Source organism: Luteolibacter flavescens (assembly GCF_025950085.1).
Lineage (GTDB): Bacteria > Verrucomicrobiota > Verrucomicrobiia > Verrucomicrobiales > Akkermansiaceae > Haloferula > Haloferula flavescens.
Map to the genome: position 1 here is coordinate 59,912 of NZ_JAPDDS010000004.1, position 21,375 is coordinate 81,286.

Annotated in this window: 21 protein-coding genes; 10 read left to right on the forward strand and 11 right to left on the reverse strand. The window is 65.9% G+C overall.

The window, feature by feature from the left end:
• Positions 1-3 precede the first annotated feature (3 nt).
• Together OKA04_RS08255 and OKA04_RS08260 are read right to left on the reverse strand one after the other, a co-directional pair.
• On the reverse strand, positions 4-1,020 hold the full coding sequence (locus tag OKA04_RS08255; RefSeq protein ID WP_264500674.1) for an SPFH domain-containing protein: 1,017 nt from the start codon (positions 1,018-1,020) through the stop codon (positions 4-6).
• A 25-nt stretch (positions 1,021-1,045) separates the two neighbouring features.
• A complete protein-coding gene (locus OKA04_RS08260) occupies positions 1,046-1,492 on the reverse strand; it encodes an NfeD family protein (protein WP_264500675.1) in 447 nt (148 codons plus the stop codon).
• A 151-nt stretch (positions 1,493-1,643) separates the two neighbouring features.
• Between OKA04_RS08260 and OKA04_RS08265 the strand changes: the two genes are divergently transcribed.
• Positions 1,644-3,200, forward strand: coding sequence for a thiamine pyrophosphate-binding protein (locus OKA04_RS08265; RefSeq protein WP_264500676.1), 1,557 nt, complete (start codon positions 1,644-1,646; stop codon positions 3,198-3,200).
• Between the two features lie 6 nt (positions 3,201-3,206).
• On the opposite strand, the gene OKA04_RS08270 is transcribed toward OKA04_RS08265, so the two are convergent.
• Entirely contained in the window at positions 3,207-3,665 is a 459-nt protein-coding gene (locus OKA04_RS08270) for a hypothetical protein (RefSeq protein WP_264500677.1), read from the reverse strand.
• A gap of 50 nt (positions 3,666-3,715) precedes the next feature.
• Between OKA04_RS08270 and OKA04_RS08275 the strand changes: the two genes are divergently transcribed.
• Positions 3,716-4,069, forward strand: a complete 354-nt coding sequence (locus tag OKA04_RS08275) for an arsenate reductase family protein (protein ID WP_264500678.1) — start codon at positions 3,716-3,718, stop codon at positions 4,067-4,069.
• Positions 4,070-4,079: 10 nt separating this feature from the next.
• On the opposite strand, the gene OKA04_RS08280 is transcribed toward OKA04_RS08275, so the two are convergent.
• Positions 4,080-5,126 (reverse strand): Ca2+-dependent phosphoinositide-specific phospholipase C, encoded by a 1,047-nt coding sequence (locus tag OKA04_RS08280; RefSeq protein WP_264500679.1) that lies wholly within the window; start codon positions 5,124-5,126, stop codon positions 4,080-4,082.
• 141 nt (positions 5,127-5,267) lie between these two features.
• Here OKA04_RS08280 and OKA04_RS08285 point away from each other — a divergent pair, with 141 nt between their 5' ends.
• Positions 5,268-7,835, forward strand: a complete 2,568-nt coding sequence (locus OKA04_RS08285) for a c-type cytochrome (RefSeq protein WP_264500680.1) — start codon at positions 5,268-5,270, stop codon at positions 7,833-7,835.
• Positions 7,836-7,842: 7 nt separating this feature from the next.
• Here the strand turns inward: OKA04_RS08285 and OKA04_RS08290 are convergent, their stop codons facing one another.
• Positions 7,843-9,180 (reverse strand): hypothetical protein, encoded by a 1,338-nt coding sequence (locus tag OKA04_RS08290; RefSeq protein ID WP_264500681.1) that lies wholly within the window; start codon positions 9,178-9,180, stop codon positions 7,843-7,845.
• A gap of 267 nt (positions 9,181-9,447) precedes the next feature.
• On the opposite strand from OKA04_RS08290, the gene OKA04_RS08295 reads away from it, so the two are divergent.
• The 4 genes from OKA04_RS08295 (at position 9,448) to OKA04_RS08310 (ending at position 12,390) form a co-directional block, all read left to right on the forward strand.
• Positions 9,448-10,614: an autotransporter outer membrane beta-barrel domain-containing protein gene (locus OKA04_RS08295; protein WP_264500682.1), complete on the forward strand. Its 1,167-nt coding sequence runs from the start codon at positions 9,448-9,450 to the stop codon at positions 10,612-10,614.
• A gap of 157 nt (positions 10,615-10,771) precedes the next feature.
• The gene (locus tag OKA04_RS08300) at positions 10,772-11,752 is read left to right on the forward strand and encodes a DnaJ C-terminal domain-containing protein (protein WP_264500683.1); all 981 of its coding nucleotides are present in this window, start codon (positions 10,772-10,774) and stop codon (positions 11,750-11,752) included.
• Positions 11,749-12,051: a chaperone modulator CbpM gene (locus tag OKA04_RS08305; protein WP_264500684.1), complete on the forward strand. Its 303-nt coding sequence runs from the start codon at positions 11,749-11,751 to the stop codon at positions 12,049-12,051. Before OKA04_RS08300 ends, OKA04_RS08305 begins: the two co-directional genes overlap by 4 nt.
• A 108-nt stretch (positions 12,052-12,159) precedes the next feature.
• Positions 12,160-12,390, forward strand: a complete 231-nt coding sequence (locus OKA04_RS08310) for a hypothetical protein (protein WP_264500685.1) — start codon at positions 12,160-12,162, stop codon at positions 12,388-12,390.
• A 90-nt stretch (positions 12,391-12,480) separates the two neighbouring features.
• Here the strand turns inward: OKA04_RS08310 and OKA04_RS08315 are convergent, their stop codons facing one another.
• The 6 genes from OKA04_RS08315 to OKA04_RS08340 form a co-directional block, all read right to left on the reverse strand.
• Entirely contained in the window at positions 12,481-12,870 is a 390-nt protein-coding gene (locus OKA04_RS08315) for a VanZ family protein (protein ID WP_264500686.1), read from the reverse strand.
• A gap of 13 nt (positions 12,871-12,883) precedes the next feature.
• The gene (locus OKA04_RS08320) at positions 12,884-13,156 is read right to left on the reverse strand and encodes a CopG family antitoxin (protein ID WP_264500687.1); all 273 of its coding nucleotides are present in this window, start codon (positions 13,154-13,156) and stop codon (positions 12,884-12,886) included.
• Positions 13,157-13,167: 11 nt separating this feature from the next.
• Entirely contained in the window at positions 13,168-13,440 is a 273-nt protein-coding gene (locus tag OKA04_RS08325; protein WP_264500688.1) for a BrnT family toxin, read from the reverse strand.
• Positions 13,441-13,575: 135 nt separating this feature from the next.
• Positions 13,576-15,507, reverse strand: a complete 1,932-nt coding sequence (locus tag OKA04_RS08330) for a DUF4340 domain-containing protein (RefSeq protein WP_264500689.1) — start codon at positions 15,505-15,507, stop codon at positions 13,576-13,578.
• Positions 15,508-15,529: 22 nt separating this feature from the next.
• Positions 15,530-17,119 carry a motility-associated ABC transporter substrate-binding family protein gene (locus OKA04_RS08335; RefSeq protein WP_264500690.1) on the reverse strand — a complete coding sequence of 530 codons (1,590 nt, stop codon included), beginning with the start codon at positions 17,117-17,119 and terminating at the stop codon, positions 15,530-15,532.
• A gap of 6 nt (positions 17,120-17,125) precedes the next feature.
• A complete protein-coding gene (locus OKA04_RS08340) occupies positions 17,126-17,878 on the reverse strand; it encodes an ABC transporter permease (RefSeq protein WP_264500691.1) in 753 nt (250 codons plus the stop codon).
• A gap of 195 nt (positions 17,879-18,073) precedes the next feature.
• On the opposite strand from OKA04_RS08340, the gene OKA04_RS08345 reads away from it, so the two are divergent.
• The 3 genes from OKA04_RS08345 to OKA04_RS08355 all read left to right on the forward strand — a co-directional run bounded on the left by OKA04_RS08345 (position 18,074) and on the right by OKA04_RS08355 (position 21,021).
• Positions 18,074-19,708: a tetratricopeptide repeat protein gene (locus tag OKA04_RS08345; protein ID WP_264500692.1), complete on the forward strand. Its 1,635-nt coding sequence runs from the start codon at positions 18,074-18,076 to the stop codon at positions 19,706-19,708.
• Between the two features lie 99 nt (positions 19,709-19,807).
• Positions 19,808-20,446, forward strand: coding sequence for a phosphopantothenoylcysteine decarboxylase domain-containing protein (locus tag OKA04_RS08350; RefSeq protein WP_264500693.1), 639 nt, complete (start codon positions 19,808-19,810; stop codon positions 20,444-20,446).
• Positions 20,443-21,021, forward strand: coding sequence for a hypothetical protein (locus OKA04_RS08355; protein ID WP_264500694.1), 579 nt, complete (start codon positions 20,443-20,445; stop codon positions 21,019-21,021). Before OKA04_RS08350 ends, OKA04_RS08355 begins: the two co-directional genes overlap by 4 nt.
• Positions 21,022-21,375 lie beyond the last annotated feature (354 nt).

The following is a 21,375-nucleotide window of genomic DNA, read 5'->3' on the forward strand; positions in this document are numbered from 1 at the left end:
GTCTTACCGCAGGGGCGGGGGATTCGGGTTTCCGGCGAGCGGATTGGTGGCGATCACGTTTCCGCGGCTGGTGTCGAGCACCTTGGCGAGGGCGGCGACGGTGCCGCCGATGTCGCTGAGATTCTGCGGCAGGATCATCGTGTTGGTCTCCTTCGCGAGGTTGCCGAATTGCGTCACGTACTGCTCCGCGATGCGGAGGTTCACGGCGTCCTTGCCGCCGGGCTCCTGGATGGCGTGGGCGATGCGGACGATTCCCTCGGCGGTGGCATTTGCCAGCAGCTCGATCTCGCGGGCCTTGCCCTCGGCCTCGTTGATCTGGCTGAGCTTCTTCGCCTCGGATTGCTTGATGACTTCCTGCTTCTGGCCTTCGGCCACGTTGATCTGCGCCTCGCGCTGACCTTCGGAAAGGGCGATCTGCGCACGGCGTTCGCGCTCGGCACGCATCTGCTTCTCCAGCGCGTCCTGCACGGACTGCGGCGGCTTGATGTTCGCGATCTCGTAGCGCGTGATTTTCAGGCCCCACGGCTCGGACGCCTTGTCGAGCGCCTGGATCACCGCAGCATTGATCGTGTCGCGCTCCTCGAAGGTCTTGTCGAGTTCCAGCTTGCCGATCTCCGATCGCAGCGTCGTCTGGGCGAGCTGGCTCGCGGCGTAGTAGTAGTTCTCGATGCCGTAGGATGCGAGCTTCGCATCCAGCACCTGCATGTAGAGCAGGCCGTCGATCTCGATGGCGATGTTGTCCTTCGTGATACAAAACTGCGGCGGCACATCCATCGCCACTTCCTTCAGCGAGTGCTTGTAGGCCACGCGGTCGATGATCGGCACGGTGATGTGAAAGCCCGCCTCGAGCGTCTTGTGATACTTGCCGAGCCTCTCGACCACGTAGGCCTGGCGCTGGGGAACGATGCGGGCGGTTTTCAGCAGCGCGACCACGATCAGTGCGACCAGGCCGAGGGTGAAGATCAGTCCGAAGTTGCCGCTGTTCACGGCGAGGAGGTTGAGGGCCAGTTGGGTATTCATGAGCGGATGGGGAAAAGTCGTGGTGTCAGAAGCGGGGGCGGACGTGGAAGGTGAGGCCTTCGCGGCGCTCGATGATGACGGTCTCTCCGGTGGCGACGGGAGCTTCGGAGCGGGCTTTCCAATTCGAGCCCTTGATCTCGATGAGACCGTCTTCGCCGCGGCCCGGGAGATGGGCGATCACACGTGCCTCTCGACCGGTGAAGTCGTCATCGGCCATGCCGCCGCCATTCGCCGAGTGACCCACGAACCACTTCTTCACGAAGCGGCGCAGGGTGAAAAGCAGCAACAGGGAGGTGATCGCGAAGGTCGCCGCCTGCGAGCCCAGCCCCGGCGTCAGACCCAGCCAGGTGGTCACCGAGGTGGCAATCGCGCCTGCGCCGAAGAACACCATCACTACTCCAGGCGCGAAAAATTCCGCGAGGATCAATAGGACACCGGCGATCAGCCAGACGATTTCCGGATCTATGGGCATGAGGGTTGGTCAGGGGTTTCGGCAGCTTTCTAACACGGGACCTGCCCGCGCCGAATTACAATCTGGCCGGAATGCTCCACCGTCCAGAGGGGAAAACGGGCGCGTGCAATGGGGTCTTGGCGCTGCGCCCATCTTCTCCCACGCTCCGCGCGTGACCACTTGGCAAACCGCCTGCTCGATCCTTGAAAGCTGCCTCGCCCGCGGCGTCCGTGAATTCGTCGTCTGCGCCGGAGCGCGGAATGCGGCGTTGGTGGAGGTGTTGGCGCGGGCCGAGGCGGCGGGGCTGGCGCGCGTGTGGCGGCATTTCGAGGAAAGGAGCGCGGGGTTTTTCGCGCTCGGGCGCACCATGGCCACGGGCGAGGCCTGCGCGGTGGTCACCACCAGCGGCACGGCGGTCGCTGAGCTGCTGCCCGCGGTGATCGAGGCGTATTACCAGGGCCGGCCGCTGCTCGCGCTCACGGCGGACCGTCCGGAGCGCTTCCGCGGCACCGGGGCACCGCAGGCGATTTCCCAGCCGGGTATCTTTGGCGAGCATGCGGGGAGTGGCGATGTGACCGAGTGGAACCACCGCGGTCCGTGGCACTGGAATGTGGAGCTGGAGGAGGACTTCCAGCCCGGCGAATGGACGCCGCCGCAGCCGGTCGAGAATTTCCGCCCGCCGCTGCCGAATTACTCTGTCGCCGTTCTCGCCCGCTGGCTGCGCGAGGATCTCTACCGCGGGCTCGTGGTGATGATCGGCGATCTGGAGCCGGAGGATCACGAGACCGTTTTCCACTTCTGCCTGGACCTCGGCGCGCCCGTCGCGGTGGAGGCCACCAGCGGCTTGCGCGAGGCGCTCGGCCAGCTCGCCCTGCCGGATCCGGACCGCATGCTGAAGGATCGCCCACCGGGGAAGATCCTGCGCCTCGGCGGCGTGCCGAGCGGGCGCTTCTGGCGGGACCTGGAGGACCTGCCTGACACGGAGATTTGGAACATCACGCGCACCGGCTTCCCGGGACTTGCGCGGAAGTGCGATACCATCACCTCGCCCGTGGGCCGTGTGATCCAGGGCCTCGGCGACGTGGAAAATGCGGGCGACGCGCTCGACTACTTCCATCGTACTTCGCGCCGCGCCGGGGAGATCGATGACCTGCTGGAAGCCTATCCGGACAGCGAGCCGGGCCTGCTGCGCGTGCTGTCTTCCTACGCCTCCACGGGCTCGTCGCTGTATCTCGGGAACAGCATGCCCATCCGCGAGTGGAATCTCTTTGCCCAGCGCGACAAGCCCGTCACGGACGTGCGGGCGAACCGGGGTGCGAACGGTATCGATGGCCAGCTTTCCACCTGGCTGGGCTGGACGGCGGACGTCGAGGACTCGTGGTGCCTCGTGGGGGACCTGACCGCGCTCTACGACCTCGCCGCGCCGGCATGGCTTGGCCAGATCGAGACAAAGGGCCGTGTCTTCGTGGTGGTGAACAACGGCGGCGGCCAGATCTTCTCCCGCCTGCCGCGTCTCGATGCGATGAGCGACCGGGCGAAGGACCTCATGCTGAATCCCCACGACGTGCGCCTCGATGGCTGGGCCGCGATGTGGGGCATGCGCTACCTGAAGATCACGAATGAAGACGGCTTCGACGCGCTGGAGCCGGGCGACGTTTCATTGCTCGTCGAGGTCATCCCGGATGCGGGCGAGACAAAGGAATTCTGGAAGGCGTGGGATGCCAGGTAGCAGGCGCTACATCACCTCGCTGACGAAGAGCGCGGGCTCCTCCAGCGAGTCGCCCATGCGCAGGCCGAGCAGCTTTTGGTAAAGCGCGCTCGCCGGGGTGAGCAGGGTGATTTCGCGCCCCTCCCACTCCAGCGTCACGCCGCCCGCGGCGGGGACGAGCAGGAACCACTGGCTCTCGTCATCGAGATCCACCTCGACCAGCGCGCCCGCATCGATGGGGTCCTCGGTGCCGAATTCCGCGAGCTGCAGCGTCTCGAAGGCGGTCACGTCGCGCGCCATGTCCTCCACCTGCTTCGCCTGTCCGGCGGCCAGGTAGGAGGCCTCCAGACTACGGGTATCGTACTTGCTCTCCGCCTTGCTGCCGGGGTCGGTCGCGGCGGCATGGCTGTCGCGTGCGGCCTGCGTCAGGCGTTCGAAGCGTGAGCGGAGTTCGTTGCGGATGGCGTCGAGGAGTCGGTCTTTCATCGGCGGGCGTGCAGCCTTGCGCGGACCGGGCCGCGAGGCAAGATCGCGGCATGTTGACCGTGTATGCCTACCAGAACTGTGACACCTGCCGGAAGGCGCTGAAGTGGCTGAAGGCGGAGGGCATCTCGCACGAGGTGAAGGCGATCCGCGAGACGCCGCCGGCTCCTGCCGAGCTGCACGCTGCCATCAAGGCCCTCGGCGGCGAACTCCGCCCGCTCTTCAATACTGCCGGTGGCGACTACCGCGAGCTGGGCATGAAGGACAAGCTGCCCACCATGACCGCGGATGAAGCCGTCGCGCTGCTCTCGAAGAATGGCAATCTCGTGAAGCGGCCCTTCGTCATCGGCGAGGGCGTGGTGCTCACCGGCTTCAAGGAAGACGAGTGGCGGAAGGCGCTGAAGTAGGGCGCGCGGGTCACGGCTCGAGCTTCTCCCCGTCCTTCTCCAGCACGGGATTTCCGCGGACCAGACGGTTGCGCTCGAAGGAGATCTTGTCCGCCCCGGTGAAGTAGTCGGTGCTCACCCACTGGGCCCCGCTCGCGAAGGCCTTGTCGCGCATCTTGTCGGAGGGCTTGTTCACGTTCGCGCGCGTGCGGACGAGGAAGCCCGCCTTGACGAGGCGCTGGATCTTGTCGAACTCGCGCACGGGGTCGTTGCACTTGAACCACCCAGCGGCGGGATGGTCCTCCTCCGGAGCGCTGGCGAAGATCAGGCGGCCTTCGAGCGATGGATTTTCCTCCAGGTAGCGCTTGCGGATCACGTCGGTGTTATCGAGGCAGAAGATGAATTTCCCGCGCAGGCTGTCCACCTCGGGCCAGCCGCTTTTCATCACCGCCTCGCGTAGCGTGGCGCTGGTGCCGCGCACGTCGTCCGGGCGCAGGATGCGGCTGGCGGGGATCACCGAGAGGATCTCCTTTTCGAGGCCGAGCAGGCGCTCGCGGGTGAAGGTCTCCGGCTTCGTCGGCAGCGGCGGTTGCGGCTGGTCCTTGCACTCCAGCAGGATCATCACGGGCAGGTGGCGCGGGTGCTTGTCCGACCACGCGAGCATCTCCGCCAGCCCGCCGGTCAGCAGCGGGGTATTGCTCCAGCAGTCCACGTCGGGCACGTGCAGCACCTTCGTGCCGGGCTTCTTCCACAGGCCGTCCGGGTCGTGCGGCGGCAGCTTCGTATTGCGCAGCTTGGCGAGCTTCAGGCCCAGGGGATCGGCGAAGAGGCCGCCCTTTTCATCGAGGAAGATATCGAGCTCGAATTGGCGGATGCCGAGGTCGAGCTGCTTTGCCAAGGGCGGGTGAGAGTAGTTCCACGCCTCGGCGTTCTTGTTGAAGGTCTTCAGCGTGCCGAGCAGTGCCGGGGGAGGAGCGAGGTGGTAGGAATTGTGGCTGCCCAGCGCCTGGATCTCATTCAGCCGTGGCGAGGCCATGGCGAGGGTGGGGAGCAGGCAGGCGAGGAGGCTGAGACGCATGACGCTCCGACTAGCGCGTGGAGGCGGGTGCGGCTAGGTGAAACGGGTCCGGTGACGGTTTCGTGAGGCATGACGAAATTTTGCATGCAAAAATTAGCCGATGTCTTGTCGTATCAACTCCCGCTTCCCATGCTTTCCCGGATGAAACCCTCCTTCCCGCTGCTCGCCGTGCTGTCGCTTTCGCTGGCGGGCCCGTCGGCTGCGGCGTCGCCATTCTTCGATCCCGCGGTGCCGGTCCACGCCACGCCGGTGAATGCCGGATCGGCCGGGGTGATCGCGCGCGGCCTGCTGGTCCGCACCGGCGGGGATGGCTGGGTGGTCTTTGACCAGGACCTGCTGCGGCCCGCGCTGTGGTTCCACGCGCCGGAGGGAAAGCCGCCGGTCTCGCTCGCGATGATGTCCCAGGCCTCGTGGGAAAAGGCGACGCAGAAGGGCGGGGTGAAGCCGCCGGTGCCTGCCGCACCCGGGCTGGCGATGACGCCGGAGCTGCCGGGTGTCGCGGGGAATGCCGATGATCTCCTGAAGGATCCGCGTCCCACTTACGGCAACGATCCCGGCCGGGGCGGGCTGGAAGGCACGGGCCGCCGCTTCCTCGGCTACCACCTCGCGGGAGATGCCGGGGTGCTTTCCTACCAGTGCGGCGGGTTGGTGGTGCGCGAGTGGTACGATGGGAATAGTAGCAATCTCAGCCGCCATCTCTCGGTCGCGGCGGGTGGGGAAATGCTCTTTCTGGTGGCGGCGGGTGATTTCGAGGTGAAGGGTGCGACCGCCACCTCGCCCGCGCTCCAGGTCTCCGGCAATCACCCCGGCCTGAAGCTGGAGGCGCGCGAAGGCCACCTTTTCGCCCGGCTCGCGGCATCGAAAGGGGACAGGCGCGTGACGCTGAACTACGGGAAAGATCGTACCAGCTCCACGAGTCCGACGCCCGCTCCACCGGCAGCCTACGCGCCGCGCTGGAAGCAGGGCATCGACACGCGCATCACGGAGGCCACCCGCAGCGGACCAGGCTGGGCGCTGGACCGGATCGCACTGCCGGAGGGGAATCCGTGGAAGCGCCGCGTGCGCCCGGCGGACATCGTTTTCCTGTCCCCGGAGAAGGCCGCGGTGGTCACCTTCGAGGGGGATGTCTGGCGGTTGGATCTCGGCGGGGCGCGGGTCCGCTGGACACGCATTGCCGCCGGGTTATGCGAACCGCTTTCGATCGAGCAGGTGAAGGGCGTCGTGCAGGTCCACACCCGCAACGGCCTCGTCCGCCTGCGCGACCTGAACGGCGACGGCGAGACGGACTTCTACGAGAATCATAGTAGCTTGCTCGTCCAGACCGCGGGCCTGCGCGGCTACCCGCTCGACATGGAGGTGGACGCGGAGGGGAACACGTGGTGCTCCACCGGCGGCATCGTCACCGATGACAAGACGCTCACGAACAGACCCGCGCCGGGACCCCACACCGGGGCAATCCTCAAGATCTCGGCGGACGGGACGAAGATCGACGTGATCGGGAAACACGCGCGCGAGCCATTCTTCGGCCGGGATCCTGTGACGGGCCACCTCGCGATGTCCGAGCAGCAGGGGCATTGGCAGCCATCCTCCGCCAGCTACCCGGTGCCGGAGGGCGCGTCCTTCGGTTTCGGCTACGCGGATGATTCGAAGATCACGCCGCCCGCGGTGTGGATCCCGCACGATCAGGACACGTCATCCTCCTCGCCGATGTGGCTGCGCGGCACCGCCTTCAAGGGCTGGGAGGGCGGACTACTACAACTCTCGTACGGAACGGGCAGGCTCTTCCTCGTGCGCCATGGCGAGGGCTGGCCGGCACGCGAGGGGGCCGTCATCCCGCTGGGGATCGAGACCGGCATCCCCGTGCTCCACGCCCGCACTCATCCGGTGGATGGCTCCATCTGGCTCGCCGGTTTCCGCATCTATGACTCGCGCGCGCCGGAGCTGGAGGCACTGGCACGGCTGCGCCCCACGGGCGAACCGCTGGCGGCCCCGGTGGATGCGCGAGTGGTGAAGGAAGGCGTGGTGATTTCCTTCGATGCCCCGCTCGATCCCGCCTCCGTGACGCCGGACGCCGTGCAGGCAAAGGAGTGGCAATACAGGCGCAGCGGCGGCTACGGCTCGCCACGCTTCAAGCGCGACGGCACGCAGGGCGTCGATCCTGTCCCGACCGGCGGCACCTTCCTCTCGAAGGATGGCAAAAGCGCCTTCATCCACATCCCGGAGCTGAAGCCGACGATGCAGCTCGAAGTCAGCCACCGCTTTCACCTGAAGGGCGGGAAGGATGACGCTCGCTCGGTTTTCTTCACCGTGGCCGCGCCTTCGCCTGCGGTGTGGGACGCGCTGGGATTTGACACGCCGAGGCTGGATGCGGCCGCGGCGAGCGTGCATGGCGGCGCGGCCGCGAATGCCACGCCGACCGTGGAGTTGGGCAAGGATCTCTCCACCCGCTACGGGTGCATCGCCTGCCACTCGCTCGATGGCACGAAGGAAGGCCACAGCGGTCCCTCGTGGAAGGGCCTCTACGGCTCGGAGCGCCGCCTGACCCAAGGGCCTCCGCGCAAGGCGGACGATGCCTATCTCATCGAGTCGATGGTGGACCCGGGCAAGGCAATCGTGGAGGGCTACGCGCTCGGCATGGGCAGCTACGCCGGGGTGCTGAGCGACGCGGAGATGCAGAGCATTGTGCTCTTCATCAAGTCGCTGGAGTGAAGCGGACTCACTGCTTCGGCGGAGCCCAGCCGATGGCGACCAGGTCGGTCACCTCGATGAATTCCCGGCCGTCATTCGTGCGGCGCTTGATCAGTCCCAGACGCAGCGGCACGCCATCGCCCGCGACCTGATGGCCGATGGTGTCCTTGTCGAAGCCATTCGATCCCTCGAAGACGGCTCTCAGTCCTGCGAGCGCGACGGAGTCCTTGCGGACCCAGGCGGTCGTCTGCCTCCCCGGCATCGGCACGCTGAGGCGGTAGCGCACCCAGTGCGGGCTCGGCTCTTCGCCGTGCTCGGGCTTCACCAGCAGGTTGAGGATGGCGGCCTTTTCCGGCGGCCCCACCAGCAGTTTCCTGAAGTGGTCGTCATTGAAGCCGGTGAAGGATTCCCAATACACCTTTGGCCCTTCGTCGGTGAAAACCACGAGCACCGGGAAGCCATCGGGCATCGCCTTCGTGCTGACCTTGAAGGAAAAGAATGTGGGTGGCGCGGACGCGGCCTGGTCCAGGCTGACGGCACTCGCCGGGATTGGGCCGTCGCCATTCTCCTTGGCGTGCTTTTCCATCTCCGGTCGTGTCTCCTCGGGATAGAGGACATACGCGCTGCGGGCCTGCCAATCGGGTGCGCCGAGGAAGGCGATCAGCGCCTCCTGGGCATCGTGCGCCTCGGACGCTTCCGGTGCGGGCGGAGGCAGTTGGCCGCTGTCCGTTTCGACCGGGGCAGGGGCGACCTCGGCGGTCGGCTCCGGCTTCGGTGCCGGATTTGGTGGACGATTCACCGCGTCCGGAGACGGGGTCTGCAGCAGATGCGGTTGCAGGTCCTTCGCGAAGTAGAACCCCACGCCCGCGAGTGCCAGGGCGAACAGCCCGATCGCGGCGAAGAGGCCCGCGCGGGATTTGCGGCGCGGCGGCAGGGGCGGGAGTTCGCTTTCGAAGTCGTCGCTGTCAGCGGCCTCTTCCTTCGCAGGTGGCAGGGGAGGGGTCGCAGGTGCAGGCGCTGGCTCACCCCATGGGCTCGGGCGGGTGTCGGCAGCGAGAGGCGGGAAAGCGGGTGCGGGGAGGGGATCTGGCGCGGCCACCGGCACTGGCACCGGAGCCACGGGAAGCTCCGCCTGCGGTGCGGGTGCAGCCACCGGTGCCAGTTCCTCCGTCGCGGGGACAGGCGTCTCGACCACCGGGAGAGCGGGCAGGCGTGCCACCTGCCCGCGGGCGGGGTCCGGGCTGATGATTTCCTGCCAGCACTTCGGGCAAGGTCCCTGCATCCCGGCGATCGATGCGGGCACGGTCAGCACCGCGCCGCATGCCGGGCAGTCGAATTGCAGGGGAGTCTCCGGGGTCGAACTCACGGGGGGCAAGCTAGGATTCCGGCGGGCGGGGTCAAGGAAGCGAGATGAATGCTTCGCTTGCACCGCCGGGATGAAAGTTAATCCAAGTTAGATTTATGCCAGTGTTAGGCAATCATTCTTTCCTTGATCCTCAATAGAAAAGATAGCTAAGACTTCAGCCCCTTACACTCCGTGACCCGCGGAGTGGTTCACCCCCATCCCCTCGATCCCCCCATGAAGACTCAAGCCGCAAGGCTCCTTGGTGTCGTGTTGGCAGCATCGGCCGCCGTGACCTCTCATGTCAGCGCAGGTACGGAACCGGATCCGTGCTATCCGGACAACCGCCACGCGACCTCGACCGCGATCGGCAAGAGCACGCTCGGCATGGCATGGGCGACCTCCCGCGACGTGGGCAGCCATCTCTACCGGAACCGCGCCGGCATCCGCCCGGGCAGCAGGCTCGTGGAGGAAACCGTGGCCGTCTCCCCGAGTGCGAAGGGCGGCATGTCCGCGAAGGGTGGTGCAAAGGTTTCCGCCATCTCCGTGCCCGTTCCAAACCGCTGGGAAGTCTTCGGCTCGCTCTTCTACCACACGCAGGACAGCGACGGTGACCGCTACGTGAACCGGAAAAAGAAGAAGGACGAGAAGGATAAGGACAAGGACAAGAAGTACGAGCTCTACGAGGTCGGTCTTGGCGGCGTCCCCGGCTTTGCCACCGGCACGGAGGAAAGCTCGCTGGATGTCTTCGGCGGCACCGTCGGCACCGAGTTCCGCATCAATCGGAACTGGACCGTCGGCGTGGGCTTCACTGCGGCGCAGGGCGATCTCGACATGGGCTCGGTCGGCAGCGCGGACATCGATTCGATCGCGATCTCGCCTTACCTCTCCTACTACCGTGCCGATACCATCGGCTCCGCCGACCTGTGGGCGGGCCTGATGTATTCCTACGGCATGCATTCCTACGAGACCCGCCGCTACACCGGCGCGGGCATCGCGACCGGCGAGCCGGATGCGGACACGCACACGCTGGAGTTCAATGTCGGCCTGAATTTCGGTGAGCGAGATGTGCTTCACGGGCCTTACGCGGGCTTCCGCTACGTCGCGGGCACCGTGGATGCCTACACCGAGACCGGCCCGGGCGGGACGTCCTTCAATGAGCAGGACGTGGACTCGCTGGTCTCTATCCTCGGCTACCAGGTTTCCTGGAAGATGCGCGGTGGCAGCGGCTACTGGGTCCCGCAATTGCGCGCTGCCTGGGAGCATGAATTTGAAGACGGCAACACCACTTCCTTCGGCATCCCGTACGCTTCTTCGGACGAAGACATCGGCGTGGTCGGTGCCGGCATCGGCTACTGGTGGGACAGTGGCTGGCGCCTCGGCGTCGAGTATGAAGGCCGCTTCGGCAGCGAGACCGAGTCCCACTACGGCGGCGTCACCGCCGGGAAGGAATTCTGATCGCGGCGAAATTTCCAGCGCATCATCGGCCCGTCCGGATTTCTTCCGGGCGGGCTTTTTTTGTCGGCTGCGGGAGGTTGTGGAGCGGCGTGGATTGTGTTAGATGACATGGGGCGAAAGGCGGCGGGCGCTGCTTTCGACCGCTCCATTTCCGGCCGTGAAATTCCGAGACTACTACGAGGTACTGGGCGTCCCCCGCGGCGCGGGCAAGGACGAGATCCGCAAGGCCTTCCGCAAGCTGGCGCGCACGCACCACCCCGACGTGGCGGGCGAGGCCGACAAGGCCAAGGCGGAGGAGCGCTTCAAGGAGATCAACGAGGCCTACGAGGTGCTCGGCGACGAGGAGAAGCGGAAGAAGTACGACGCCTTTGGCCAGAACTGGAAGCACGGCGACGGCTTCACCCCGCCGCCCGGCAGTGGTGGCGGCGGCTTCCCTCAGGGATGGCAGACCGGGGCCAGCGGCGATATGGAAGACGCCTATCACTTCGAGGGCACCGGCTTCAGCGACTTCTTCGAGAATGTCTTCGGTGGCCGTGCCGGGCGCGGTGGCTTCGCGCGGGGTGGGGCTGCTTCCTCCGGTGGATCACGGCCGAGGCGTGGCCGCGACATCGAGTCGGAGATCCTTGTCACGCTGGACGAGGTGATGTCCGGGGCCGAGCGGACGCTTGCCATCCAGCCCCAGGGTGGGGGTGAGCGGCGCACCGTGACGATCCGCATCCCGAAAGGGGTGACCGAGGGCCAGATGATCCGCGCCGCGGGACTCGGCCAGCCGGGCACAGCCGGTGGAGAGGCGGGCGATCTCTTCCTGCACGTCCGCCTGGAGCGCCATCCCGACTATCGCGTGGTGGAGCACGATCTCTACCTCGACCTGCGGCTCGCGCCATGGGAAGCCGTGCTGGGGGCCACCATCGCGGTGCGCACGCCGCATGGCGAGACCCGCATCCGGGTGCCCGCGGGCACGGAGGCGGGCACCGAATTCCGGCTCTCCGGAAAGGGCCTGCCAAAGGGCAAGTCGGGCGACTCCGGCCACCTCTTCGCCGTCGCCCGGATCGCAATGCCGCCCGATGTGACCGACGAGGAAAAGCGCCACTGGCAGGCGCTCGCCGACATCTCGAAATTCAACCCACGCCAGTCATGAGCACTCCATCGCCTACAGGTGACGATCTGGTGGACCTCGACACCGCCGCCCGGCTCTGCGGCCTGCCCGCGGAGACCATCCTGGAGTACAGCCGGACGGAGGTCATCACCGTGACGAGCTCGGGAGAGGGGAGCCCGCCTGCCTTTGACGCCGTCTGCCTCCATCGGCTGCGCCGCATCGAGGCGCTGCACCACGAGTGGAGCATGCCGCCGGGTTCCGTCGGTCTCGTGATGGGTCTCCTCGACCGGTTGGAGGCTGCGGAGAGGGAGTTGCGGGCGATGAGGGAGCGGCAGCGGTGAGACCGAAAAATTTGCAGAGTTTCCGGGAATAAAAGTCGTTTGACCCGCCGGGGAGCGGTGCAACGTGTTAGACGCCCGGGGCAACCCGGCGCGAAACCTACCCAGAATATGAAACTTACCTACCTGCTTGCAGCCGCCTCCCTCCTTACTTTTGCCGCCTGCGAAAATAAGGAAACGCCAGAGGTGCAGGAGAAAATCAACGACGCGCTGGACCGCCGTCCGAACGAGGAAATCAAGGACGCCGCCGAAGACGTCAAGGACGCCGTCAAGGACGTGGGCGACGAGGTCAAGGATGGCGCGAAGGATCTCAAGGACGCGGCGGACGACGCCACCCGCTAATTTTCACACCGATCGACCGGCGACATTTGCCGGGATCGACAGCCCCTTCCTCACTCCAGAGGCGGGGGCGAATTTTTTCCCGGAGCCCGGTTACTTCAGCACCCGGTGGAGCTTGCGGAAGACCAGCGCGCCACACATCGCGCCGAGGATGTCGGCGGTCAGGTCGGCGGCGTCATTCCCGCTGCGGCCGGGGACCTGCGTCTGGTGCCACTCGTCCGTCGCACCGGTCAGGAAGCACACGGCGAAGGTGATCGCGAAAATCGTGCCCCAGTCCGGAGCCTTCGGCTTCAGCCGGTAGAGGAAGGCGGAGAAGAGTCCCGCCCCGCCGAAGAAATAGCCGAAGTGCAGCACCTTGTCGCTGGCGCGGAAATCCAGCGCCTGCGGAAGGTGATTCACGCGCGAGGACAGCCACCAGAGCGTGCCGAACCAGACCGCGAATGCGGCAAGCCACAGCCAGGGCGAGCGGGTCAGTCGGCGCATGTCGCTACCGGGCTTACTGCTTGCGCAGCTCGTCCTCGAGTCGCTCTGCCAGCCACTGCTTCATCATCGACTGGTAGTTGAGGAAGCGGGAACGGGCGATGCGCTTGATGCGGGAGAGCATCCGCGGGTCGAAGCGCAGCGTGATCGTCGTCGATTCGCGCGAGTCGGGCTCGTGGATGGAGCCGGACATGAGCCGGGCTTCCAGCTCATGGGTCTCCCAAAAGCGGGCTTCGGCCTCCTCGTCGTCAAAGGTCGGGATGTCCGACCACTTGGAAATGGACTGCATGGGCTGGCTCATTATTTGAACTCGGCGTACTTGCGTTCGTAGAATCGTTGCTCTCCCTCGCTCATCGGGCGCGCGGCGATCACGCGGGCGCGCTTGCCGTCGGTCCAGAAGCACACGAAAAGATACCGGTCGGCCACCGTGCGCCCGAGGGCGTAGAAGCGGCTTTCGCCCGTCTCCTGGTCGGGCAGCAGGCGCAGACCGAACGGGTCCTCAAGGGCCTCCTCGAGTTCGCGGGGCTTGATGGACTTCAGGTCGAAGTGGACGTCGATGAGGTCGAGTTCCATGAGAAACAGTTGCGGCCCGCAGAAAACACGAGAATCGGGGCCTTGGGAATGGGAAATTGGAAATTAGGGGAAAAGCCGCATTTCCGGCCTTCTAACGGTCCGGAATCCTGAATCTACAATGCCCATCCAATCCCATCAGTCGTCGCCGAAGAGATCGACGACGAGGCGGCTGACGGAGTCGGCGCTCATCATGAAGGGGAGCGCTTCATTCCCGACGCGTCCGTAGAAAAGCCGGTTGGTCGGGCTGTCGCTGGCGGGTGCGAGGAGCAGTTCGCGGCGCTGGATGCCGATCTTCTCGCCCAGGGCGTCGCGCTGGTGGACGCCGAGGGTGAAGCGGATGGCAGGCTTCGCCAGCGCGTTGCGGGCATTTGCATCGTCGGGCGAGAGCCAGGTGTCGCAGCGGAGCTTCAGCAGCGGGTCGAGCAGGCGGTTCGCGCGCTCGGTGATGAGCTCGGCGCTGCGGTCGGTGCCGTTTTCCTGCGCCTTCCAGGATTCGTCGCCCCAGTTGTACTCCAGCATCAGCTTCGGGTAGCCCTCCACCTCGCGCTCGATGAAGGCGAGGTCGATGGAGGCCACGTTCCAGACGTCGGTCAGGCGCCACTGCCAGACGCGCGTGGCGATGTCGTGGATGAAGGCGTCATCGAGCTTCATCACCCGCGGCACGCCATTGTGCATCGCATGCCAGGTGCCGTCGCGGCTCTGGCCGAAGTGCAGGTCCACGGTGGCGTCCGTGGTGGTCACGATGCGGAGCTTCAGCGCCGGGCGATCCAGTCCGTAGGGTGCCAGATCGACCGCGGCGTCGCTGGGGAAGCCGATGACCTTCGTCTCCGTCAGGGCCTTCAGCAGCCGGTAGAGCGACATCTCATTGAGCGGCTCCATTCGCCCGGCGGGATTCTGCACCTGCCAGCGTCCGCCTTTCGGCCGGGCCAGCACGATCTCGTCGGAGTTCGCCGGGGAAATGAGGATGCCTTCCAGATCCTCCACCTTCAGGTCCGTCAGGCGTGGGTCGCGCAGCTCGTTCACCGTGTCCGGCAGGCCGGCGATGGAGACGAGATCCTCGGCGGGAATATTCGTCGCCGGGGTGCCGCTGGAGGTGAGGGTGGGGGCCAGCGGCTTGAGTCGCAGCTCGAAGACGGAGCCCGGGCGGTCGCTCACGGTGGCGAAGACGGTGTCCGCTTCCGGCGTGGCGGGCGGCAGAATTTCCATCACGGTCTCGTCGTTCTGGCCGAAGTGCTTGATCGCGATCTTCTGGCGGCCGTTCACGTCGTCCGCGGGCAGCGTGACCTCGGAGCGGTCCGCGATCTTCACGGCGCGCAGCAGGTAGAGGTCGGTCAGCAGCTTGGTCACCGCAGCGGTGTCGGTGCGCAGCTCGAGAGGCTTGGTGATCAGCCACGGGGCATTGCCACCGGTGCGGGAGAGCAGCACCTCCGACTCCGAGCTCTGGATGCGGACGGACTGGAGCGCGGCGGGATTGAAGAAGAGCGGGTGATGGTCACGCAGGTGGCGCAGACCGTCGCGGAAGAGGAAGTGGATGTCGCCCGTGGTGGCGTAGATGTCGCCGCCATGGGCGTCATCCTGTGGCTGGAGGAAGACGGTGGGGATCTCCTCCTTCGTCTTCGGGTCGCGGTGCAGCCACTCCGTCTTGCGACCGAGTAGGTAGGTCGCCAGCGAATTGCCGTCCTTGTCCTCGATGCGCACGCCGATGGTGCCCTCGACCAGGCCGGCCTTCGAGGAATCGATCTTCCCCTCCGGGATGATCTCCTCGACGCGGGTGCCGAGCGTGAAATTCAGGATGCCGTCCGCGGCGCTCGGGTCCATGCGGTCGTCCCATGGCTTGGCCACCCGCCAGATGCCTTTTTCGAAGACGCACTCCGCCTTCACCCCGTTCCCCGAGAGCAGGATGCGGTGGATCTTCTGCGGGTCGAAGTCGTAGAGGCGGTCGCCCTGGACCGCGGACTTCGGCCCCAGCAGGCGGTCGAGGCTGCCTTCGGAAAAGCGCATCGCGGCGGTCATGGTGACCCCGGTGGTCACCACCAGCAGCAGCAGCGTGAAGGAAATCGAGCGCATGGCGATGGATGGGTGGGCCGGATCAGGCGCGGCGCGACGACCAGACGAGACCCGCGATGAGGGCACCGAAGGCGGGGAGGAAGAAGAGATTCACCCGGTTGATGAAGGAGACCTGGCTGTCCAGCAGCGGCAGCTTGTAGCTGCCCAGCGTGCGCGGGCCGGTGCCTGCGAGGTCCTCGCGGCCGATGAGCCAGTTCACGCTGCTGGCGAGGAAGTCCTTGTTGATATCGGAGAAATACCTCGGCGAGAGGAATTCCGAATTCGACACCACCACCATGCGGGAGATGCGGTCGCCGAGGTCGTCGCGCGTGGCCGCCCCGCGGATGACGGCACCGGCCAGGCTCAGCGGGCCGGGGTAGTCCTCGTTGCGGTCGAATTCCGGCTTGGCGGTGGAGAATTTCGTCTCGCCCCAGAAGTCGCGGTCGGTCTCGATCAGCACGTAGGGGCGGATGCCCTTCGCGGTGAACTCGTCATTGTCCTTCTCCCGCACCTCGAGGCTGGAGGTGGCACCTTCGAAGATCGTGGTCTTGTTCGCGAAGTCGCGGGTGAAGTCCATGCCCGCGGTGAAGCCGGCGCGGACATTCGTGACGACCTGGTCGCCCTTCTTGGAGATCACGCGGTCCTTTCTCGGGGTGATGCCCAGATTCCGGAGAAAGGCCCGGAGGCGCGGCGGCGTGTCCGCGGAGCCGAGGGTGACGAGCACGGAGGACTTCGGGCGCTCCCAGTATTCCGTCAGCACGGCCAGCTCCTGCGGGCTGAAGTCGTAGGCGGGATTGATGATCGCCACGGCGGACACGTCGTCCGGGATGCGGTCGATGCCGGAGATCTGCGCGCGCAGCGTGAGCGCATTCTGGCTCAGCAGCGTGGCCTCGAAGTTCGTGAGTGGGGAGTCCGCGCCCTCGTTGCGGAAGCCGCTCTTGTCGGCCAGCAGGTAGATCTTGCGCGGCTTTCCTTCCAGCGCGGAGACGATGCCGGTGGTGATGGCGTCCTCGCCGAGGAAGCCGGTGATCTTGCGCTGGCTGTTCTCGCCCTTGAATTCGGTCTCGTAGCGGATCATCCGCTCGGCCTCGATGAAGTGGACGTGCGAGCTGGCATTCCCCGCCGCCTCCGCGGTCAGGCTGACCTGCTTCTGGTCCTTGGTGCGGGCGTCCACGATCACCAGGTCGGTGGTGAACATCGACTTGTTGAAGGAGATCTGGAAGACGTCGCCATATTCCTTTGCCACCTGCTGGGTCCGGTCCGGCGAGCGGACGGGGTCGAGCAGCTCCAGCTTCACCTTTCCTCCGGAGAGGCGGAAATACTCCTCACCCAGCGCGCGCACGCGGTCGTAGATCGGGCTGCTGCGGCGGAAGGCGAGCAGCAGGCGGATCGGCTCGGTGCGGTCCCGCACGGCAGGCGACTCGAGGTAGCGCTGCGTGGCGGGGGAGAGCATGTAGGCGGAGTCCGCGCTGAGGTCCTTTGGCACGTAGTGCTTCGCGCCCAGGTAGTTCAGCCCGGCGAAGAGCACCGTCACGCAGGCGACCTGCAGCAGCGAGAGCGCGCCGGTGCCGAAGCGCCGCACGGGCTTGGCCGGCTTTTCATCCTTCATAGAGGAGTCGGAAACGTTGCTCATGGGATATCAGCGGCGCCAGCGGCGGTAGTCGACCACCTGGTAAGTGATGAAGAGGACGAAAGCCGCGAGGCTCAGGTAATAGACGACCGGCCGGGTATCCAGCAGGCCCTTCGTGAAGTAGTGCAGGTGCTCCTGGCTGGAGATGTAGTGGAACATCGGCGCGGCCGCGAAGTGCTCGCCCCAGATGGCCGTCACGTAGCCCAGGAAGTAGTGGATGACCAGCATGCCGATGGTGAGCAGGCCGGCGATGATCTGGCTGGAGGTGAGCGCGGAGGCGAGGCAGCCGATGGCCGTGAAGGCGGCACCCATCAGCAGCAGGATCGAGTAGGCCCCGAGCATCGAGCCCGGCGAATACGCGGGTGGCACGTCCGTAACCCATTCATACATGCGGAACTGCAGGTAGCTCGGCACCCACAGCAGGGTGTAGAAGACCATGGCTGCACCATACTTCGACAGCACCACCTGCCAGCTCCGCACCGGGGCGGTGAGCAGGCCTTCCAGCGTGCCGCTGCGCTCCTCCTCCGCGAAGAGGCGCATGGTGATGAGCGGGAAGATGAAAAGGAACCAGAACCAGAAGAGCGTCGTATTGTAGGCCGAGTAAACGAGGCTGTTCTGGCTGGGCGAGTCGCGGAAGCCCTTCATGGCCGTGGACAGGGCAAAGCCTTGCATCCCCGTCACGAAGACGAAGACCACCCAGCCGAAGGGATTGAGGAAATATCCCTTCAGCTCCTTGCGGAGCATGATGAACAAGAGTCGCATGGTGAAATCCGGCCCGCGCGCGCGGGGCCGCTTGTGTAGGGAAAGGTCCCGCGGGCGGAAACACCAAAAATGAGGGGCCGCCGGACCGGGCGGGTCTCGCCGCGGGGCATTGGATTTACGATGTATGCAGGCGGATGCCCTGTTTTCCCCGTCTTTCCCCTTTGCTAGCGGGATTCCCCTCTTTAAATGCCGGGTGTGACCGCAAAAACCCTCTTGCTCTCCCTGGCACTCGCGACCGTCGTTTCCACCTCCGCCCCGGCGGCGGTGAGCACCGGGGTGGATGCCCCTGCGACCGTGCCGAGCGTGGCCGAAGGCCCGGCGAAGGCCGCTCTCGATGCCTTCCGCGAAGGCCGCCACACGGCCGGGGTGGATCTCGCGAAGCCTCTGGCGGAGAAGGGCGATGCGGACGCGCTCTTCCTGCTGGGCTTCGCCGCCGAGACCGGCCAGGGCATGCCCGCCTCGCGCGACGCCGCGCTGGAGAGCTACAAGAAATCCGCTGCCGCCGGGAACAAGGACGCGACCTACCGCCGCGCGCTGATCCTGCTGAACTCGAAGGAAGAGAAGGACCGCCAGGAAGCCCGCGAGGTGCTGGAGTCCGCCGCCGGTGCCGACCCGGCCAATGCCGGCCGCATCCTCGGCGAGGCATGGCTGCGCGGCCTGCTCAGCGAAAAGCCGGACTCCGCCAAGGCCGCGGAGTGGTGGACGAAGGCGGCGAATGCCGGTGACACGCCCTCGATCCTGCTGCTCGCCCGTTTTTACGAAGGTGCCTTTGGCTTCAAGGAAGAGGCCGATGCGAAGAAGTCGCTGGAGTACTACCAGAAGGCCGCCGCGCTCGGCGATGCCTCCGCCCTCATCCCGCTGGGCTCCCGCCTGCTCAATGGCGACGAGTCGATCCGCAATGAGAAGGAAGGCCGCGAGTGGCTGGCCAAGGCGATCGAGAAGGAGCAATGGTCCGCCTACCTCGCGCTCGGCGACTTCGAGGAAAACATCAAGAAGAACGAGAAGGAGGCCCTCGCGCAGTATCAGAAGGGCGCGGAAAAGGATCAGGCCGACTGCATCCTCCGCGTCGCCGCCTTCCATCTGGAGGGCAAGGGCGGTCTGAAGAAGAGCGAGGAAAAGGGCCGCGAGTGGCTGGTGAAGGCCGCCGAGGCGGGCAATGCCGTGGCCGCGCTGGAGATGGCCTCCCGCCTCTCGAAAGATGAGAAGCCCGAGATGATCTCGGTTTACAAGTACCTGCTCTCCGCCGCGAATACCGGCCTGCCGGTTGCGCAGAATGAGATCGGCCTGCTCTACGTCTCCGGAAACCTCGGCCTGAGCGACCCGACGGCTGCCGTGGCGTGGTTCACCGCCGCCGCGAAGGCCGGTCACGCTGCCGCCCAGAATAATCTGGGCACCCTCTACGAGCGCGGCATGGGCGTGCCGGTGGATTACAACAATGCAGGCCAGCTCTACTCCCTCGCAGCGAACCAGGGTCACGCCGCCGCCACCACCGGCCTCGCCCGCCTGCACGCCGCGGGGAATGGCACCACGCAGGACCTGCCAAAGGCTTGGGCGCTCGCCTCGCTTGGCATCGAGCGCGGGGACGAGGAGGCAAAGACCCTGCTCGGCGAGCTGACCAGCAAGATGAGCGAGGCCGACATCGCCGGCGGCAAGAAGGAACTTGAGGCCCTCAAGAAGCCCGCAGGAGAAGCACCTGCGCCAGCCCCCGCGCCGACCCCGGCACCAGCTCCCGCGCCAGCCCCGGCCGCTCCGAAGAAGACCTCCGCAGTCACCCCGGCCATCGAGGTCCCGGCGCTCGAAGCGCCGAAGGAAGAGAAGAAGGGTGAATAAGCCAAGAGTCTGGAGTTGAGAGTTGAATGGGGAGAGCGGAGAACCAGTCGTCGCCGCTCCGGCTCTCAACTCTCAACCATCCGCTCTTAACTTAAGCTCATGCGCATCCTCGTCACCGCCGGTCCCACCCGTGAAGCGCTGGATCCGGTGCGCTATCTGACGAACCGCTCGTCGGGGAAGATGGGCTATGCGATGGCGGACGCCTTTGCGCGCGCCGGGCATCAGGTGCTGCTGGTCTCCGGTCCGACCTCGCTGGAGGTGCCGGATGGCGTGGACTTCCTGCCCATCGAGTCGGCGGACGAGATGTTCGGAGCCGTGCAGCGGCACATCGGACGCATGGATGCCGCCGTCTTCGCCGCCGCGGTGGCGGACTACCGGCCTTCCGTGGTGGCGGACCAGAAGATCAAGAAAACGGGCGAGACCCTGACGCTGGAGCTTGTCCGCACGCCAGACATCCTCGGGTCTGTTAGAGGCGACTTCGGCTTCACCGGCACGCTGGTTGGCTTCGCCGCCGAGACGGAGAATCTGCTGGAGAACGCCCGCGCCAAGCTCGCGCGCAAGGGCTGCGACCTCGTCATCGCCAATGACGTGTCGAAGCCAGGCATCGGCTTCGACTCGGACCGCAATGAACTGCTGCTCGTTTTCCCGCAGCACGTCGAGGCGCTGCCCGAGGATGAGAAGCATCACCTCGCGCCGAGGATCGTCCGGGAGATCGAGCGGCTGATGGCGGAGCGATGAAGTTTTGGAAGAAGCAGAAGGTCCAGCCCACCCGGCTCACGGACTGGTTGTTCTGCGGGGCGATGTTTCTCTTCGCCGTGGGCGGTCTTTCATTGGGTGAGTTCAATCGACGCCACGGGGCCACGCGCGAGGCGGAGCTGACCGAGGTATCCGGCCTGGCCTCCGATGCCGAAGTCTCGACGGTGAAGGGCGAGTACGGAGCCCGGACGAAGTTCCTGAAGTTCACCGTGGAGGGTTTCCGCATGACCTATCCCGACGACAAGCCGGGCTATGATCGTGTCTTCGCCGCTGTGGAGAGCGGCACGCCGGTCACGGTGAAGGTCTCGACGAAACGGGAGACGGTTTTCCCGCGCGATGGCTGGGTGCCGATCTACGCGCTGACCATCGGTGATGATGTGGTCCTCACCTACCAGCAGACGATCGCTGAAAAGCGTGGCAGCTCGAAGGCGATGCACATCTTCGGGGGAGTGCTGACGGTGATCGCGGTGTATGGGCTGTATGGCTGCTACCGCAATCGCCCGAAGACCGGCGGGCTGATGGATGCGTCGCGCGGGCGGGGGAGGAATGGCTGGTAGTTGTTAGAGCCTGCGCTTCCGGCTTCGCCGAGCCAGGTGCCATCCTGGGGGCTCGCGGCCACTGGCCCGCTTGGAAGGATGGCGAACCACGGGCGAGGGCTGCTTTTCACGGCAGGGCTTCGCTGGGAGCGCGTGCCACCGGCTCGCTTGGATGGTGGGCGAAGTGATCTAACAGGCGCGCCCTTTTGGGGTTCCGTGCGAGCGGCTTTCACCTTGGGTTTGCCGAGGCTTTTACCCTGGGTTCGCCAACCTTCCAAGCGGGCCAGTGGCCGCGCGCTCCCAGGGATCACCAGTATCGGCGGAGCCGGGAGTGCTGGCTTCAGCCGGCTTGGATGGGCGGGCGAAGTGGCTATT